General features: G+C 66.8%; 15 protein-coding genes and 2 pseudogenes. 6 read left to right on the top strand and 11 right to left on the bottom strand.

The window, feature by feature from the left end; genetic code table 11:
* Positions 1–90: 90 nt before the first annotated feature.
* Positions 91–1,362 (top strand): PPE family protein, encoded by a 1,272-nt coding sequence (locus A5634_RS23430; protein WP_065146424.1) that lies wholly within the window; start codon positions 91–93, stop codon positions 1,360–1,362.
* Here A5634_RS23430 and A5634_RS23425 read toward each other — a convergent pair whose 3' ends face one another.
* Positions 1,363–2,007: a PaaI family thioesterase gene (locus A5634_RS23425; protein ID WP_065146423.1), complete on the bottom strand. Its 645-nt coding sequence runs from the start codon at positions 2,005–2,007 to the stop codon at positions 1,363–1,365.
* Positions 2,004–3,302, bottom strand: a complete 1,299-nt coding sequence (locus A5634_RS23420; protein ID WP_065146422.1) for an adenylosuccinate synthase — start codon at positions 3,300–3,302, stop codon at positions 2,004–2,006. Before A5634_RS23420 ends, A5634_RS23425 begins: the two co-directional genes overlap by 4 nt.
* Positions 3,303–3,390: 88 nt before the next feature.
* Between A5634_RS23420 and A5634_RS23415 the strand changes: the two genes are divergently transcribed.
* Genes A5634_RS23415 through A5634_RS23405 form a run of 3 tightly spaced genes read left to right on the top strand, consistent with a single transcriptional unit; the run spans position 3,391 to position 5,719 of the window.
* Positions 3,391–4,023: a peptidase M50 gene (locus tag A5634_RS23415; protein ID WP_065146421.1), complete on the top strand. Its 633-nt coding sequence runs from the start codon at positions 3,391–3,393 to the stop codon at positions 4,021–4,023.
* Positions 4,024–4,032: 9 nt separating this feature from the next.
* Entirely contained in the window at positions 4,033–4,785 is a 753-nt protein-coding gene (locus A5634_RS23410; RefSeq protein ID WP_065146420.1) for a site-2 protease family protein, read from the top strand.
* A gap of 40 nt (positions 4,786–4,825) precedes the next feature.
* On the top strand, positions 4,826–5,719 hold the full coding sequence (locus A5634_RS23405) for a cation diffusion facilitator family transporter (protein WP_065146419.1): 894 nt from the start codon (positions 4,826–4,828) through the stop codon (positions 5,717–5,719).
* Here the strand turns inward: A5634_RS23405 and A5634_RS23400 are convergent.
* Positions 5,716–6,129, bottom strand: coding sequence for a DUF3151 domain-containing protein (locus tag A5634_RS23400; RefSeq protein WP_065146438.1), 414 nt, complete (start codon positions 6,127–6,129; stop codon positions 5,716–5,718). The genes A5634_RS23405 and A5634_RS23400 overlap by 4 nt on opposite strands.
* A 71-nt stretch (positions 6,130–6,200) precedes the next feature.
* Here A5634_RS23400 and A5634_RS23395 point away from each other — a divergent pair, with 71 nt between their 5' ends.
* Positions 6,201–7,007, top strand: a complete 807-nt coding sequence (locus A5634_RS23395) for an Rv0361 family membrane protein (RefSeq protein WP_065146418.1) — start codon at positions 6,201–6,203, stop codon at positions 7,005–7,007.
* Positions 7,008–7,017: 10 nt separating this feature from the next.
* Here A5634_RS23395 and fbaA read toward each other — a convergent pair whose 3' ends face one another.
* Positions 7,018–8,049 (bottom strand): class II fructose-bisphosphate aldolase, encoded by a 1,032-nt coding sequence (gene fbaA / locus A5634_RS23390; RefSeq protein ID WP_065146417.1) that lies wholly within the window; start codon positions 8,047–8,049, stop codon positions 7,018–7,020.
* Between the two features lie 62 nt (positions 8,050–8,111).
* Between fbaA and A5634_RS23385 the strand changes: the two genes are divergently transcribed.
* Entirely contained in the window at positions 8,112–8,801 is a 690-nt protein-coding gene (locus tag A5634_RS23385; RefSeq protein WP_065146416.1) for a DedA family protein, read from the top strand.
* Here A5634_RS23385 and A5634_RS23380 read toward each other — a convergent pair.
* From A5634_RS23380 to A5634_RS23355, 7 genes and pseudogenes are all read right to left on the bottom strand, one after another.
* Positions 8,790–9,905: a glycoside hydrolase family 76 protein gene (locus tag A5634_RS23380; RefSeq protein ID WP_065146415.1), complete on the bottom strand. Its 1,116-nt coding sequence runs from the start codon at positions 9,903–9,905 to the stop codon at positions 8,790–8,792. The genes A5634_RS23385 and A5634_RS23380 overlap by 12 nt on opposite strands.
* A gap of 58 nt (positions 9,906–9,963) precedes the next feature.
* Positions 9,964–11,265 (bottom strand): vWA domain-containing protein, encoded by a 1,302-nt coding sequence (locus A5634_RS23375; protein ID WP_081290618.1) that lies wholly within the window; start codon positions 11,263–11,265, stop codon positions 9,964–9,966.
* Between the two features lie 15 nt (positions 11,266–11,280).
* Positions 11,281–11,943 (bottom strand): SRPBCC family protein, encoded by a 663-nt coding sequence (locus A5634_RS23370; protein ID WP_065146414.1) that lies wholly within the window; start codon positions 11,941–11,943, stop codon positions 11,281–11,283.
* 13 nt (positions 11,944–11,956) lie between these two features.
* Positions 11,957–12,826: an AAA family ATPase gene (locus A5634_RS23365; protein WP_065146413.1), complete on the bottom strand. Its 870-nt coding sequence runs from the start codon at positions 12,824–12,826 to the stop codon at positions 11,957–11,959.
* Positions 12,823–12,906 (bottom strand): annotated as a pseudogene (locus A5634_RS28405) (carbon monoxide dehydrogenase); the annotation flags it as partial. The gene A5634_RS23365 and the pseudogene A5634_RS28405, both read right to left, overlap by 4 nt.
* A 152-nt stretch (positions 12,907–13,058) precedes the next feature.
* A pseudogene (locus A5634_RS23360) lies at positions 13,059–13,784 on the bottom strand (XdhC family protein); the annotation flags it as partial.
* Positions 13,785–15,260, bottom strand: a 1,476-nt coding sequence (locus A5634_RS23355; RefSeq protein ID WP_155769681.1) for a molybdopterin cofactor-binding domain-containing protein, incomplete at its 5' end; no start/stop codon positions are given. It lies immediately after the preceding pseudogene.

The following is a 15,260-nucleotide window of genomic DNA, read 5'->3' as shown; positions in this document are numbered from 1 at the left end:
CGATCATTCTTGGGAATCTTATGTAACTCTGCTGATAGGTGCCTGTGTAGCTTGGCCCTGGACGTTTCAACTGGTGGCGGGAGGATAGCGATGGACTTCGCGGGGCTGCCACCCGAAATCAACTCGGCCAGAATCTATTCCGGTCCCGGATCGGCTCCGCTTATCCAGGCCGCGGCGGCATGGGAACAGCTGGCCAACGAACTGCACTCGACGGCGGAGTCCTACGCGTCGGTGATATCCGGTTTGACCGCCCAGGAGTGGATGGGCCCGTCGTCGATATCCATGGCGGCCGCGGCAGCGCCGTACGTGGCCTGGATGAGGGCAACCGCCGCGCAGGCCGAGCAAGCGGGTGCGCAGGCTTTGGCCGCGGCCGGCGCTTATGAGACCGCGTACGCGTCCACTGTGCCGCCGGCGACGATCGCAACCAATCGCAGCGTGATGATGTCGCTGGTCCAGACGAATGTATTCGGCCAGAACACCCCGGCTATCGCGACCAGCGAAGCCGACTATGGCGAGATGTGGGCCCAGGACATCGTCGCCATGGAGGGCTACGCCGGCAATTCGGACGCGGCCTCTCAGCTTTCGCCGTTCACCTTGCCGCCGGGGACCACCGCCGCTGACGCTCTGGCGGGTGAGCCGGCCGCCGCACCCGCCGCGGCCGCTCCGGCAGCCACGGCGATCCCCCTACCGACTCCGTTCGAGGACCTCGATTTGCTGGTGCTTGCCACCGCCGGCCTGGCTGGTGCCAGCTTGATCGTGGCGTTGGGACAGTTCAGCGAGGAGGTCCGCAGCGACGAAGTCGAGGAAGCGGAACTCGAAAAGGGAAATGAGCTCGAGGAAGACGAACTCAGGAGTGGCCGAGCGGGCTGGCGGCCCGCCCTCGGCCGCGGCTTCGCGGAACGCACCACCGGCGCGGAGGCAGCCGCTGTCACCGGTAGTGCAGCCAACGTCGGCAGTCTGTCGGTGCCGCAGAGCTGGTTGATGCCCCCGGCGGCGCGCCAAGTCGCCGCCCTATTCCCCGGCACCACGCCGATGGTGGTGACGGGCGGGCCCGACGGCGGCTACGCAGGCATGGCGGCGGCCGGTATGGCCGGAACGGGCCTGGCCGGACTGGCGGCGCGAACCGCTAGCTCGACGCCTGCGACTCCGGCACAAGCGGCCCCGGCGGCCGCCGGTGGCGGCGCTGCCGCAACCCGGCCCGCAGCCAACACACCCGCCGTCCCCGCGGCCGCTGCCGCCGCGCAATTTCCGGGCCTGCCACAAGGCCTGCCACCGGGAGTCGTGGCCAACCTCGCCGCGACACTGGCGGCTATCCCGGGCGCCACGATCATCGTGGTGCCGCCGAATCCCAATCAGCCCTAGTCAGGGCTGGCCGGGCAGCAGCCGCACCATCAAGCCGTTGCCTTCGGCCAGCACGGACTCGTCGCCGTCGAGCAATTCCGCGGCCACGAACGCCTTGCGGCCCTCGATGCTGGTCACGCGTCCGCGGATCGACAACGGCGCATTGATCGGGGTGACCTTGCGGTAATCGACGTGCAGGAACGCCGTGCGACTGATCGGCCGGCCCGCGGCGTGCGAGATCATGCCGAACATGTGGTCAAACAGCAGCGGCAGCACCCCGCCGTGCACCGCCCAGTTGCCACCGACGTGGAACCTGGTGAAGTGCCCAATCATCTCGACGCCGTCGGGAGCGTAGCGAGTCAAAGTCCACGGCGGCATCAGCAAGCTGCCCATGCCCGGCAGATCCGGAGTGCGCCCGGCGGGCCCGACACCGGCGTCGGCCTCGAAGGGCTCCAGCAACGCCAGCAGGTCGGCGGCCCGTGCGGCGGCCTGGTCCCACACGTCGTCCCCCGGATCGGCCGAGACGGCAAGGTCCTGCAACCGGCGCATGGTCGCGACGAATTTGCCGAACCCAGGCCCGGGACTGGCGGGGCCGTACTCGGGGAAGCCGCCGTGATGTTCGTATTCGGGATCTAGTTCGGTGGGGTTCTCCAAACCGTCCGTCACGGGCGGGCCGCCAGCACGTCCCGTCGCACAATGGTCTGGTCCCGTCCCGGACCCACCCCGATGCACGAAACATGCGCTCCGGCAAGCTCTTCCAGCCGCAGCACGTAGTCGCGCGCCTTGGCCGGCAGGTCGTCGAAGTCGCGTGCCGTGGAGATGTCTTCCCACCAACCCGGCAGTTCCTCGTACACCGGCTCGGCGCGGCAGAGCAGGCTCTGGGTCATCGGCATCTCCGAAGTGTGCTTGCCGTCGATTTTGTAGCCGACGCACACCGGCACCGTCTCCAAGCTGGACAGCACATCGAGCTTGGTCAGGAAGTAGTCGGTGATGCCGTTGACCCGAGTGGCGTAACGGGCGATGACGGCGTCGAACCAGCCGCAGCGCCGACGCCGGCCGGTGGTGACCCCGAACTCGCCACCCGTCTTGGACAGGTATTCGCCGTTCTCGTCGAACAGCTCGGTGGGGAACGGACCCGATCCCACCCTGGTGGTGTAGGCCTTGAGGATGCCCAGCACGGTGCCGATCCGGGTCGGGCCGATCCCGGACCCGACTGCCGCGCCACCGGCCGTCGGGTTCGACGAGGTCACGTACGGATAGGTGCCGTGGTCGACATCGAGCAGGGTGCCCTGCGAACCTTCCAACAGCACCGTCTCGCCGGCGTCGAGGGCGTTGTTGAGCAGCAGCCTGGTGTCGGCGATGCGGTGGGAGAAACCCTCCGCCTGCTGCAGCAGTGCCTCGAAGATCTGGTCGGGTTCGAGCGCCTTGCGGTTGTAGATCTTGACCAGGATCTGGTTCTTGAGCTCGAGGGCGGCTTCGATCTTGTGCTGCAGCTGTTCGTGATCGAGCACGTCGGCAACCCGGATGCCCATCCGGGCGATCTTGTCCTGGTAACACGGCCCGATGCCGCGTCCGGTGGTGCCGATCTTCTTGCTGCCCATGTAGCGCTCGGTGACCTTGTCGATGGCCACGTGATACGGCATCAGCAGGTGCGCATCCGCGGAGATCAGCAGCTTGGAAGTGTCGACGCCGCGGTCTTCCAGGCCCTGCAGTTCGTCGAGGAGGACGCCGGGGTCGATGACGACGCCGTTGCCGATGACGTTGGTCACCCCGGGTGTCAGCACGCCGGACGGGATCAGGTGCAGGGCGAAGTTCTCGCCGGTGGGCAGAACGACGGTGTGCCCGGCGTTGTTGCCGCCTTGGTAGCGCACCACCCACTGCACTCGTCCACCGAGGAGATCCGTGGCCTTACCTTTGCCCTCGTCGCCCCACTGGGCGCCGATGAGGACGATTGCCGGCATGACGTGCTCCCAACTCGTCTCGCAGGTTGGGCCCCTTATTGTGGTCCAGCCGGTGACCTACCCTACCCAGCGGTTTGCAAGGAGTGTCATGAACGCGCCCAGTATTGCGGTGGTGTTGTTCGACCGGGCTCGGACGCCGCGCTCGCTGCGGGAGCTGCCCGTCGTGGCCGGGGACCTCGACGCCATCCCCGGCCCGTACCGGCGGCTCGTTGTCGTCGGCACTGACGCCGATCTGGCGGCCGTGTTGTCCCGGCTGTTGCGCAGCGAGCGGCTCGACGTGGAAATCGCGTACCTGCCAGCCCGTCGCACCCGGGCCGCCCGGGCCTACGGCTTGCCGTCCGGCTTCCGGGCGGCTCGACGAGCTTTGCGCGGGACCACCCAGCGGACGCCGTTGATCCGCGACGAGACCGGAACGGTACTGGTGGGGCGGGCAACCTGGTTGCCGCCGGATGGGGCGGACCATATCCAGGGCGAGGCGGTGGTGGATGACACCGTGTTGTTCGACGGTGCCGCCGCCCAGGTGTGGATCGAGCCGACGGCAGCCCTGCCGGGGGTGCGGGCGGCACTGGCCCGCCGGGTGTTTCCGCGTTGGGTGACCGGCCGGGCCGCGCAGTTGGGCACCACCGGTGCCGCCGTGGTGCGCGACGGCGTGCCGGCACCCCGTACGGCGCGACGGTCGACGTTCTACCGCAACGTCGAGGGCTGGCTGCTGGTTCGGTAGTTTCGTCCGGTGCGGCCCAGCCCGATATTTCTTGGCCTGGTCGGCCTGACCGCCGTTGGTGCGGCGCTGTCCTGGGCGGCCGGATCGGTGGTCCGTCCACTGGCTTATGCCGGCGTCTTCGTCTTCGTGATCGCGGGCTGGTTGGTGTCGCTGTGCCTGCACGAGTTCGGGCACGCATACTTCGCCTGGCGGTTCGGCGACCACGACGCGGCGGTACGCGGCTACCTGACGCTGGATCCGCGGCGGTACGCCAACCCCGCGCTGTCTCTGCTGCTACCCATGGTGTTCATCGCGTTGGGCGGCATCGGCCTGCCGGGGGCCGCCGTTTATCTGCAGACGGGATCGATGACGCCAACCCGTCGCACGCTGGTGAGTGTGGCGGGCCCGGCGATGAATCTTGCGCTGGCCGTGCTGCTGCTGACCGCGACGCGTCTGTTCTACGACCCCGACCATCTGGTGTTTGTCGCGGGTTTGGCGTTCCTGGGATTCCTGCAGGTCACCGCCGTGGTGCTGAACCTGCTGCCGGTCCCTGGACTCGACGGTTACGACGCGCTGGAACCGCACCTGAGTCCGCAGACGCAGCGCACGGTGGCACCCGCCAAGCAGTTCGGCCTGCTCGTCCTGCTGGTGCTGTTACTGGCACCAGGACTGAACCGGTGGTTCTTCGAGCTTGTGTATTGGCTCTTCGGGCTGTCCGGGGTGCCGCCGCGGTTGTCGATGGCAGGCGGCGCGCTGACCCGCTTCTGGGGCGCCTGGTCCTGACCCTTGTCATATATGCGTGATTACGCATATATTACTGCGCATGGGTGCTGGACACAGTCACACACCGGCTGAGGCCGAGGCGTCGCGAATGATCCCCCGGATGGTCGGCGCCGCGGCCATCCTGGCGACGTTTTTCGTCATCGAGTTGACCACCGCGCTGCTGATCAACTCGATAGCGCTGCTTGCCGATGCGGGGCACATGCTCACCGACGTGGTCGCGGTGTTCATGGGACTGGCCGCGGTGGTGCTGGCCCGCCGGGGCAGCTCGTCACCGAACCGCACCTACGGCTGGCATCGCGCCGAAGTGTTCACCGCGGTGGCCAACGCGGTGCTGCTGGTCGGCGTCGCGCTGTTCATCCTCTACGAGGCAATTGACCGACTCGGCGGCGCGCCTTCGGTGCCCGGGGTGCCGATGATCGTGGTGGCGCTGGCCGGGGTGGCCGCCAACTTCGTCGTCGCGATGCTGCTGCGGTCGCATTCGGAGGCGAGCCTGGCGGTCAAGGGCGCCTACATGGAAGTCGTGGCCGACACCGTCGGCAGCATCGGCGTGCTGATCGCCGGCATCGTGACCGTCACGACGCATTGGCCCTACGCCGACGTCGTGGTCGCGGTACTGGTCGCGCTCTGGGTGTTGCCACGCGCGATCGCGCTGGCCCGCGCCGCGCTGCGCATCCTGTCCGAATCGTCGCCGGCACACATCGACGTCGAAGAGTTGCGTGTGGCGTTGGGCGATGTCGACGGGGTGACCGACGTGCACGACCTGCACGTGTGGACCCTGTCCCCCGGCAAGGACATGGTGACCGCACACCTGCGAAGCGCCGGCGACTCGGCGCGGGTGCTGCAGGACGCGCGTGCGGTGCTGTCAGCCCGCGGACTCGACCACGCGACCGTCCAGATCGACTGCGCGGACGGGCACTGCGAGGAGACGTTCTAGAAACCGAGTGCGGTGCGAGCCGTCGGATCGCAATCGTCGAGCAGATCCAGGCAGCGGCCGTACTCGTCGGTCTCCCCGATGGCGTCCGCGGCCCGCGCCAGCGCCGCCACGCAGCGCAGGAAGCCGCGGTTGGGCTCGTGCGCATACGGCACTGGGCCGAACCCGCGCCACCCGTTGCGGCGGAGCTTGTCCAGACCCCGGTGATAGCCGGTCCGGGCGTACGCGTACGCCGTGATTGCCCGGTCGTCTGCGAGCGCCTCTTCGGCAAGCGCGGCCCAGGCCACCGAAGCCGACGGATGGGCGGCGGCAACGATGCCGGGGTTTTCGTTGGCCGCCAACTCGGCTTCGGCCTCGCTGTCACCAGGTAGCAGGATCGGATCAGGCCCTAGAAGATCACCCGTCGACGTCATGCGGCCCATTCTGCCAATTCAGCTACCTCCACCATCACGCCATCCGGGTGTTGGGTCGCTAAGCTCCACTCATGCCCAACGCACCCGAGCCCGATCGCGACGGCACGGACTCCACCGCCCGGTCGGACGAGGCTACCGAGGCCCACCCGCTCCAAGGCGGTGACGCAGAAACCGAGACGCTGGCGATCGTCAAACGCGACCCAGACGAGGCTGCCGATGCAACCGTCCCAGACGGGCAACCCGAACGCCGCTTCACCGCCCCCGGCTTCGACGCCAAAGAGACCCAGGTGATCGCCACCGCCCCGGAGGCTGCCACCGAGGTCTTCGAGACGCGACCCGCGGCGACCAACCCGCCGGCTCCGCCCCCGCCCCCGCTGCCGCCGAAAACCGCGGTCCCGCAGTCTATTCCGCCTCGCGATGGAGCGAAGCAGGCGCTCAAGCACCGCAACTGGGGCTGGGTATTGGCGATCGTGGTGATCGTCCTGGCGATCGCGGCGATCGCCATCTTCGGCACCGTCCTGCTGACCCGCAGCAAGGGTGCGAAAGCTTCGCAGGAAGACCGGGTCAGGCAGACCATCCAGAACTTCGACGTCGCGGTGCAGCGAGGGGACTTGACTGCGCTGCGCACCATCACCTGCGGCACCACCCGTGACGGCTACGTGGAGTACGACGAGAAAGCCTGGTCGGATACCTACCAGCGGGTGTCGGCGGCCAAGCAGTATCCCGTCATCGCCAGCATCGACCAGGTCGTCGTGAACGGGCAGCACGCCGAGGCCAACATCACCACGTTCATGGCTTACGACCCGCAGGTCCGCTCGACGCGCAGCCTCGACCTGCAGTTCCGCGACGATCAGTGGAAGATCTGCCAGTCCAGTTAGGCTGCTCGGCCTAACTCAGCGACTTGCCGGCGCAGTGCAGGTCGTTGCACGCCTCGATGACCCGCTCGGTCATGCCGGCCTCCGCCTTCTTGAGGTAGCTGCGTGGGTCGTAGACCTTCTTGGAGCCGACGTCGCCATCGACCTTCAGAACGCCGTCGTAGTTGCTGAACATGTGCCCGACGATCGGGCGGGTGAACGCGTACTGCGTGTCGGTGTCGACGTTCATCTTCACCACGCCATACCGCAGCGCCTCTTCGATCTCGGACTTCTCCGAGCCCGAGCCGCCGTGGAAGACGAAGTCGAAGGGCTGCGCGTCGTCGCCCAATCCGAGCTTGGACGCGGCCACCTTCTGCCCCTGGGCCAGGATGTCGGGGCGCAGTTTGACGTTGCCGGGCTTGTACACGCCATGCACGTTGCCGAAGGTCGCGGCCAACAGGTAGTGGCCGTGCTCACCGTGGCCGAGCGCGTCGATGGTCTTCTCGAAATCCTCCGGCGTGGTGTACAGCTTGTCGTTGATTTCGTTGGCGACGCCGTCCTCTTCACCGCCCACCACGCCGATCTCGATCTCCAGGACGATCTTGGCGGCCGCGGCCTGCTTCAGCAGTTCCTGCGCAATCTCCAGGTTCTCGTCGATCGGCACCGCCGAGCCGTCCCACATGTGCGACTGGAACAACGGATTGTCACCCGTGCGCACGCGTTCTGAAGAGATCGCCAGCAGCGGGCGGACGTAGGTGTCGAGCTTGTCCTTGGGGCAGTGGTCGGTGTGCAGGGCGACGTTGATCGGATATTTCGCCGCGACGACGTGGGCGAACTCGGCCAGCGCGACCGCGCCGGTCACCATGTCCTTGACGCCCAGGCCTGAGCCGAATTCGGCTCCGCCGGTCGAGAACTGGATGATGCCGTCGCTGCCGGCATCGGCGAAGCCTTTCAAAGCGGCATTGATGGTCTCCGACGAGGTGCAGTTGATGGCCGGGAATGCGTAGGCATTCTTCTTGGCGCGTCCCAGCATCTCGGCGTAGATCTCGGGCGTTGCGATGGGCATGAAGGACTCCTCTGGGAAGGCTTGGCCTATCCAGTATGGCAACGCCGGTATGTTGAAGCGTCATGAGCACCACCGTGATGGCGTCGGGCGGCATCCTCGACCCGATGTTCTGGATTGGACCCGAGGGTTTGTTCGCCTCCGCGGTGCTGCCGACCATCCTGGTCATCGTCTTCGTCGAGACGGGGTTGCTGTTTCCGCTGCTGCCGGGCGAGTCGCTGTTGTTCACCGGTGGATTGCTGGCCGCCAAGGGGACGCTCGATATCTGGGTCTTGGCGCCCGCGGTCGCGGTGGTCGCCATTCTGGGTGACCAGACCGGCTATTTCATCGGGCGGCGCATCGGCCCGGCGCTGTTCAAGAAGGAAGACTCGCGGTTCTTCAAGAAGCACTATGTGACCGAGTCGCACGCCTTCTTCGAAAAGTACGGTCCGTGGGCGATCATCCTGGCCAGGTTCTTGCCGTTCGTGCGGACCTTCACGCCGGTCGTGGCCGGGGTGTCGTACATGCGCTACCCGGTCTACCTGGCCTTCGACATCGTCGGTGGCATTCTGTGGGGCGGCGGCGTAACGGTGGCCGGCTACTTCCTGGGCACCGTGCCGTTCGTCAACGAAAATCTGGAAAAGATCATCCTGGGCATTCTGTTCGTGTCCATGATCCCGGCTTTCATCGCGGCGTTTCGCGCCTACCGGGCACGCCGGCGCGGCGGCAAAGCCGACACAGCGGAGACCGAAGCCCCGGTGCCGCTACCCGACTGACTTGACGAGCGCGACGGTGTGCGCGGCTTCCATCAGCATCCAGCCCGAAAGCTGCACCGACAGGTCCCGTTCGGGAATCTCGGAGCTGTTGACGGCGCCCGCGACGAACTGCGCCTCTTGACCGCCGGCGTCGGGTATCTCCGCGTCGCGATCCCAGAACGCGCCGAAAACCGGTAGCCCGTCCACCGACTGGCGGTAGTCCCACGCCGACTTCGCCGAGGACAGCACGATGTCGCGGGCGGTGTCGCGGGCCGTTTCAGCCTCCGGAGTGTCACCCGGCAGATCGGTGGCGACCAGGGCCAGGTAACGCGCGGTGATGCCGCCGAACAGACCGCCGTCACCGCCGCCAGCGCTCTTGAGCACACCGCTGGGGGCCATATGCTCCTTGACCGCCGCGACCAGCCGATGCACCCGCGCTCCATGCCTGTCGTCATGAGTGCGCTTGGCCAGTTCGGTCTCCAGTCCCAGCACGACACCCTGGCAGTAGGTGTACTGGGCGCGCACCAGCGAGCCGTCCTTGATGCCGTCCAACACCAGGTGGGTCTCGGGGTCGATCAGGGTTTCGTCGAGCCAGTCGGCCATCTGCTGGGCCCGCCGCAGGTGTCCCCCATACCGGGTCAAGAAGATGCCGACCGGGCCGTTGGCGGGTGCGTTGAAGAACTGGTCCTGCTTGCGCCACGGGATGCCGCCGCCGTCTTCGGGCACCCACGCGTTGATGAACTGCTTGGCCAGCGTGCGCAGGGCGCGGCTGCGTTCCACACCGACCAGGCGATCCGCGCGTTCGAGGGCCAGCGCCAGCCACGCCATGTCGTCGTAGTAGCTGTTGGTCCATCGCAGGGTGTTGCGTAGCCGGTGCGAGCGGATCTGCCGGTTGATGCGGGTGCGACGTTCCGGCTGCGGGTCGCGCAGCTGCGCGTCGACCAGACAGTCGAGCAGGTGCGCCTGCCACCAGTAGTGCCAGGTGCCGAACAGCCGGTCCCGGCGTTGCGACGGCCACGCCACCACCCCCAGCTGAGTACCGGGCAGTCCCCACAGCCGGCTCAGGTTGCGCTGCGTAACAGCGGTTTCAGAACTGGCAGCCCGGTTCGCCCATACCTGATCCATACCTGCCGATCCTGCCCTAACAGCGGCGTACGAAGAACAGCGCGGCTAAGTCGCCGCGTTAGGCCTCTTTGCCGCGAGCCGAACCGCACCGCGACTTTTCGCGTCGGAAACCGCGGCCTGGTTCGGTTCGCGGGGCGCTGCGATGGTTGGGACCACCGCGGCGACTCAGGCCTGACCCGCCTATGACCCGCAGCACCTCCCCCAACGCGCGCAGCGAATGCGCGGGCAGGAACAGGTCGCAGTAGGGCAGGGCCGCCGCCATGGAGCCCGCCAGTGGCTGGTAATCGCGCTGTGCGGCACGCGGATTGAGCCACACCAACGTGTGAGCGCGGCGGCGCAACCGGGCGAGTGCATGATCGAGCACATGCGGCGGATCACTGTCCCAACCGTCGGAAGCGATGATCACCACGGCGCCGCGTAGTGAGTTGCCGTGCGGAGGCTTGAGCAACGCGTCGACACTGCGACCGACGAAGGTGCCGCCGTAGCGATCGATCACCTTGGCGTTGGCACGTTCCAGGGCGACCTCAGCGGATCGATGGGACAACACCGCGGTGAGCCGGGTTAGTGACGTCGAGAACGCGAACACCTCGGGCCGGGTCACCGTCTGGCGCAACATGGCCGCCCGCATCAGGTGCAGGTAGACGGTGGCGAAAGGCTGCATCGAGCGGCTCACGTCGCAGACCAGGACCACCCGCCTGGGCCGGCGGCGGGGCCGGGTTCGCGCCAATGTGACGGTGTCCCAACCGGTGGAGCGCGAAGCGCTCATCGTGGCGCGCAAGTCGATCCGTTTGCCGTGCGGACTGGCCTGTGACCGCAGACTGCGCCGCTGCGGCCAGGCCCACATCGAGTTCTGCAACCAGTCGCCGAGCAGCCGTAAATCGTCGGGGTCGAACTGGTCGAAGGGTTCGTCGGCCAGCGCGGCGATGTGGCTGGGCAGAAAGTCGGGCAACTGGATGGCCGTGCCGCCCTCGGACCGATCAGCTGCGCGGGTGGCCCAGGGCAGCTGCGCAGTCGTGCTCCCGGATCGGCTATCGGTGTGCTGCACGACGCCCGCCGCGGGGGTGCGCGGACCCGGCAACGGCAGCGACGCATCCGAATTCGTGTGGTCTCGCGCTGCGGTGCCGAAAACGGCCGCGAAGACGGCGTCGAAGATCACCAGATCGTCCATCCGGTTGACCAGGGTGAGCCGGGCAGCCCAATACAGCGACGACGCGTCGTGGGGCACCAGATGCTGCAGTGATCGCACGAAAGTCGTTTGGCCGCTTGCCGATACCAACACTCCCGAAGCGCGCAGCCGGGCCACCAAGGCGGTCGCGAACGCCGCCAGATCGACGCCGCGCAGCAGGGCCGGGCTGGGCACGGTCGTCACCATGGTTCAGTGCCGCCGGCGCAGCACCGTGATCAGCGCCAGCACGGCGAGCACTGCCAGCGCTAGGGCACCGTACTTCTTGAGTTGGTCTCCGCCGGCGAGTTCGAGCAGGTCGATGGGTTCGGGCTCGGCGGCATTGACACGGGTTCCGGGGACTGGGTTCACCGGCCAGGCCGGAATCGGCTCCTCTCCGTCGGCTCCGACGTCGGGCGACTCAGTCGGTGACTGGGCGGCGAGTTCGGCTTCCAGCGATTCCACAAACTGGGCCAACAGTTTTTCCGATACCTGCTGCAGCATGCCGCTGCCGAACTGCGCGAGCTTGCCGACGATCTTCAGATCTGTGTCGACTGTGACGTTGGTCTGCTCGCCTGCCTCCTGCAACTGAGCGGTCACCGTGGCCGCCGCGTTGCCGGTGCCGCGCGCCTCCTTGCCCTTGGCGTCGAAGACGGCGCGATACTGGGCCTGATCCTGCTCGACGAAATGCACCTTGCCACTGAACTCACTGGTCACCGGGCCGACCTTGACCTTGACCTTGCCCAGGTAGTCGTCGCCCTCGTGGCCGGTGAACTGTGCCCCGGGCATCAACGGAATGACCCGCTCCAGGTCACAGAGCACGTCCCAGGCGCGCTCGATCGGCGCGCTGACGGTGAACTGGTTGGCGATCTTCATCCTTGACGTCCTTTCATGTGCGACTGTATTCGACCAGCGCATCGTGGATGAGCGTGCGGTCGTCGGGTGTCTTGGCCAGCGCCCCGAGACTGATCAGGGCGGACGGATCTACCAGTTCGGCCACGCCAAGCGAAACCAAAGCGGCGACCCAGTCGATTGTCTCGGCCAGCCCCGGTGGTTTGTCTAAATCGAGTTCCCTTGTCGCGCCGACGAATTGAGTTGCGTGTTCGATCAGCGGCGCGGTGGCGCCCGGCACTGTGCGCCGCACGATGGTGGCAGCACGCGCCGGTTCCGGGTAGTCGATCCAGTGGTACAGACACCGTCGGCGCAGGGCGTCATGCAGGTCACGGCTGCGGTTGGAGGTAAGCACGACGATGGGCGGGCGTTCGGCGACGAACGTGCCGAGCTCGGGAATGGTGACCGCGGATTCACCGAGGAACTCCAGCAGCAGCGCCTCGAATTCGTCGTCGGCGCGGTCGATTTCGTCGATCAGCAAGACCGCCGGTGTCTCGCCGCGATATCGCACGCATTGCAGGATGGGCCGGTCCAGCAAGTAGGCCTCGGTGTACAGATCGCCCTCGGCGATACCGGCGCCACTGGCCTCGGCTAACCGGATGGACAGCAGCTGACGCTGGTAGTTCCAGTCGTAGAGCGCCTCGCTGGCGGTCAAGCCTTCATAACACTGCAGCCGGACCAGCGGTGTTTTCAACACCGCGGCAAGCGTTTTGGCTGCGGTGGTCTTGCCGACGCCGGGCTCACCTTCGAGCAGCAGCGGCCTGCCCATCGTCACCGCGAGGTAAATTGCCGATGCGGTGCCGGTGTCCAGCAGGTAGTCCTGCTCGTCGAAACGCGCGACCACATCCTGCGGGCTGGTGAACGTCATAACGCGGTAGCCAGCAGTCGACGGTAATCGTCCCAGGTGTCCACATCCAGCGGGACCGGGGAGTCCACCGGCAATTCGCGCGTCTCGGTCATAGGCCTTCACGTTCGACGAACGCGGTGCGGCATCTCGAGCAGCAGAACCAGTAATCCGTACCGGCCAGCTGCACATGCTCAGTCGCCGCATCGATGCTCACCGTCATGCCGCAGATCGGGTCGACCGCTTCCCGCCGGACCTCGTCGGCCCGCGCGGGCCGGGCCAGGCCGCCGTCGCGCAGCGTGGCGATGAGTTCCGCGGCGATGGCGACCGCGATCTCCGGCGGCGTCTTGGCGCCGATCGGCATCCCGACGGGGGTGTGAATACGGGACCGCTCGGCCTCACTGATGTCGAGTTCACCCAGGATCGAAGCGCCACGAACCTTGCTGGCTACCAGGCCGATGTACTGGACATCGTGATCGAGTGCGGCGCGGATGATTTCGGCCTCCGGACCGCCGTGGCTGGCGATCACCACCGCTGTCGCGTCCGCCAGATCGGCGTCTCGACGCGCGTCATAGCCCAGCACACCGCACACGTCGATCAAGGCGTCGGCGATCGGCGTAGAACCAAAGATCCGAACCAGCGGGGACGGCAGTTGTGGTGCAAGGAAGATCTCCAGCGACCCACCGGACAAACATGGGTTGACCACCACGCACGCGCCAGGCGCCTCCGGGAAATGCACGTCCCCGTCGGGCAGCACCCGCAGCAACACGCTCTCACCGGCCTGCAGCACCCCCAGTGCGGCCTTGCGCACCGAGTTCTGCGCACACTGGCCGCCGACGAATCCCTCAATGGTGCCGTCCGCCAACAGAATTGCTTCATCGCCCGGGGACGCAGAGGTGGGCTGCTGGGCGCGAACCACCGTCGCCCGCACGAACGGTTTACGCGCGGCGATCAACTGCTGAGCGCGCTCACTGATCTTCATCTAGATTGGCGGCCTGGCTCGACCCTGCATGGCCTCCCATACCCGCGACGGCGTCAGAGGCATGTCGGCGTGCCGAACTCCGAACGGCGCCAACGCATCCACCACCGCGTTGACGACCGCGGGCGGTGATCCCACGGTCGCCGATTCGCCGATACCCTTGGCACCGATCGGGTGATGCGGCGACGGCGTCACGGTGAACCCGGTCTCCAGGTGCGGCACCTCCAAAGCGGTCGGGATCAGATAGTCCATCAGCGAGCCACCGAGGCAGTTGCCGTCCTCGTCGAAGGCGATCATCTCCATCAGCGCCATGCCGATACCGTCGACGATGCCGCCGTGCACCTGTCCCTCGATGATCATCGGGTTGATCCGGGTGCCGCAGTCGTCGACGGCCAGGAAGCGTCGCACCTTCACCACTCCGGTGCCAGGATCCACGTCCACCACACAGAAATAGGCACCGTACGGATAGGTGAGATTCGATGGGTTGTAGCAGATTTGGGCATCCAGCCCACCCTCGAGACCCTCGGGCAGATCGCCGGCACCGTGGGCGCGCATCGCGATGTCCTGAATGGTCACGGCGGCCGACGGGTCGCCCTTGACGTGGAACTTGCCCTTCTGCCAATCCAAGTCGGCCACCGAGACCTCGAGCATTCCCGACGCGATGATCTTGGCTTTGTCGCGCACCTTGCGCGCCACCAACGCGGCCGCGGCGCCGGAGACCGGCGTGGACCGACTGCCGTAGGTGCCCAAACCGAACGGAGTCTGATCGGTGTCGCCGTGCACCACGTCGATATCGTCGGGCGGGATGCCCAATTCCTCGGCAACGATCTGCGCGAATGTGGTCTCGTGCCCCTGGCCCTGGGTTTGCACCGAAAGCCGCACCACGGCTTTGCCGGTCGGGTGCACCCGCAATTCGCATCCGTCGGCCATACCCAAGCCGAGGATGTCCATGTCTTTGCGCGGACCGGCGCCCACGGCCTCGGTGAAGAACGCCATGCCGATGCCCATCAGCTCGCCGCGTTCGCGCTTGGCGGCCTGCTCGGCGCGCAGCGAGTCGTAGCCGATCATGTCCATGGCCTTGCGCATGGTGGTCTCGTAGTCACCCGAGTCATACGTCCAGCCGGTCTTGCTCTGGTAGGGAAACTGCTTTGGTTTCAACAGGTTTCGCAGCCGCAGCTCCGCCGGGTCCATCTTCAGGTCGTAGGCCAGGCAGTCCACCAACCGCTCTACGAAGTAGACGGCCTCGGTGATCCGGAATGAGCACGCGTAGGCCACCCCGCCGGGCGCCTTGTTGGTGTACACGGCGGTCATGTGGCAGTAGGCCGCCTCCAGGTCGTAGCTGCCGGTGAACACCCCGAAGAAACCGGCCGGATACTTCACCGGCGCGGCAGTGCCGTTGAACGCGCCATGATCGGCTACGACTCGCTGCGCGCCGAGCAGGCCGCCAAGCGCGAACGCGGCGAGCTGATGGGCATCGGC

It is taken from the genome of Mycobacterium asiaticum (genome assembly GCF_001673365.1).
Taxonomy (GTDB): Bacteria; Actinomycetota; Actinomycetes; order Mycobacteriales; family Mycobacteriaceae; genus Mycobacterium; species Mycobacterium asiaticum_A.
Note: the sequence above shows the minus strand (reverse complement) of the source record. Positions and strands in the feature narration are given on the sequence as shown.

Bases quoted from the DNA above. Each gene is read 5' to 3' on its own strand.
- A5634_RS23420 (WP_065146422.1), bottom strand. From the start codon at position 3,302: ATGCCGGCAATCGTCCTCATCGGCGCCCAGTGGGGCGACGAGGGCAAA.
- A5634_RS23370 (WP_065146414.1), bottom strand. From the start codon at position 11,943: ATGAAGATCGCCAACCAGTTCACCGTCAGCGCGCCGATCGAGCGCGCC.
- A5634_RS23400 (WP_065146438.1), bottom strand. From the start codon at position 6,129: ATGACGTCGACGGGTGATCTTCTAGGGCCTGATCCGATCCTGCTACCT.
- A5634_RS23385 (WP_065146416.1), top strand. From the start codon at position 8,112: ATGAGCACCACCGTGATGGCGTCGGGCGGCATCCTCGACCCGATGTTC.
- A5634_RS23415 (WP_065146421.1), top strand. From the start codon at position 3,391: ATGAACGCGCCCAGTATTGCGGTGGTGTTGTTCGACCGGGCTCGGACG.
- A5634_RS23395 (WP_065146418.1), top strand. From the start codon at position 6,201: ATGCCCAACGCACCCGAGCCCGATCGCGACGGCACGGACTCCACCGCC.
- fbaA (WP_065146417.1), bottom strand. From the start codon at position 8,049: ATGCCCATCGCAACGCCCGAGATCTACGCCGAGATGCTGGGACGCGCC.
- A5634_RS23430 (WP_065146424.1), top strand. From the start codon at position 91: ATGGACTTCGCGGGGCTGCCACCCGAAATCAACTCGGCCAGAATCTAT.
- A5634_RS23405 (WP_065146419.1), top strand. From the start codon at position 4,826: ATGGGTGCTGGACACAGTCACACACCGGCTGAGGCCGAGGCGTCGCGA.
- A5634_RS23380 (WP_065146415.1), bottom strand. From the start codon at position 9,905: ATGGATCAGGTATGGGCGAACCGGGCTGCCAGTTCTGAAACCGCTGTT.
- A5634_RS23365 (WP_065146413.1), bottom strand. From the start codon at position 12,826: ATGACGTTCACCAGCCCGCAGGATGTGGTCGCGCGTTTCGACGAGCAG.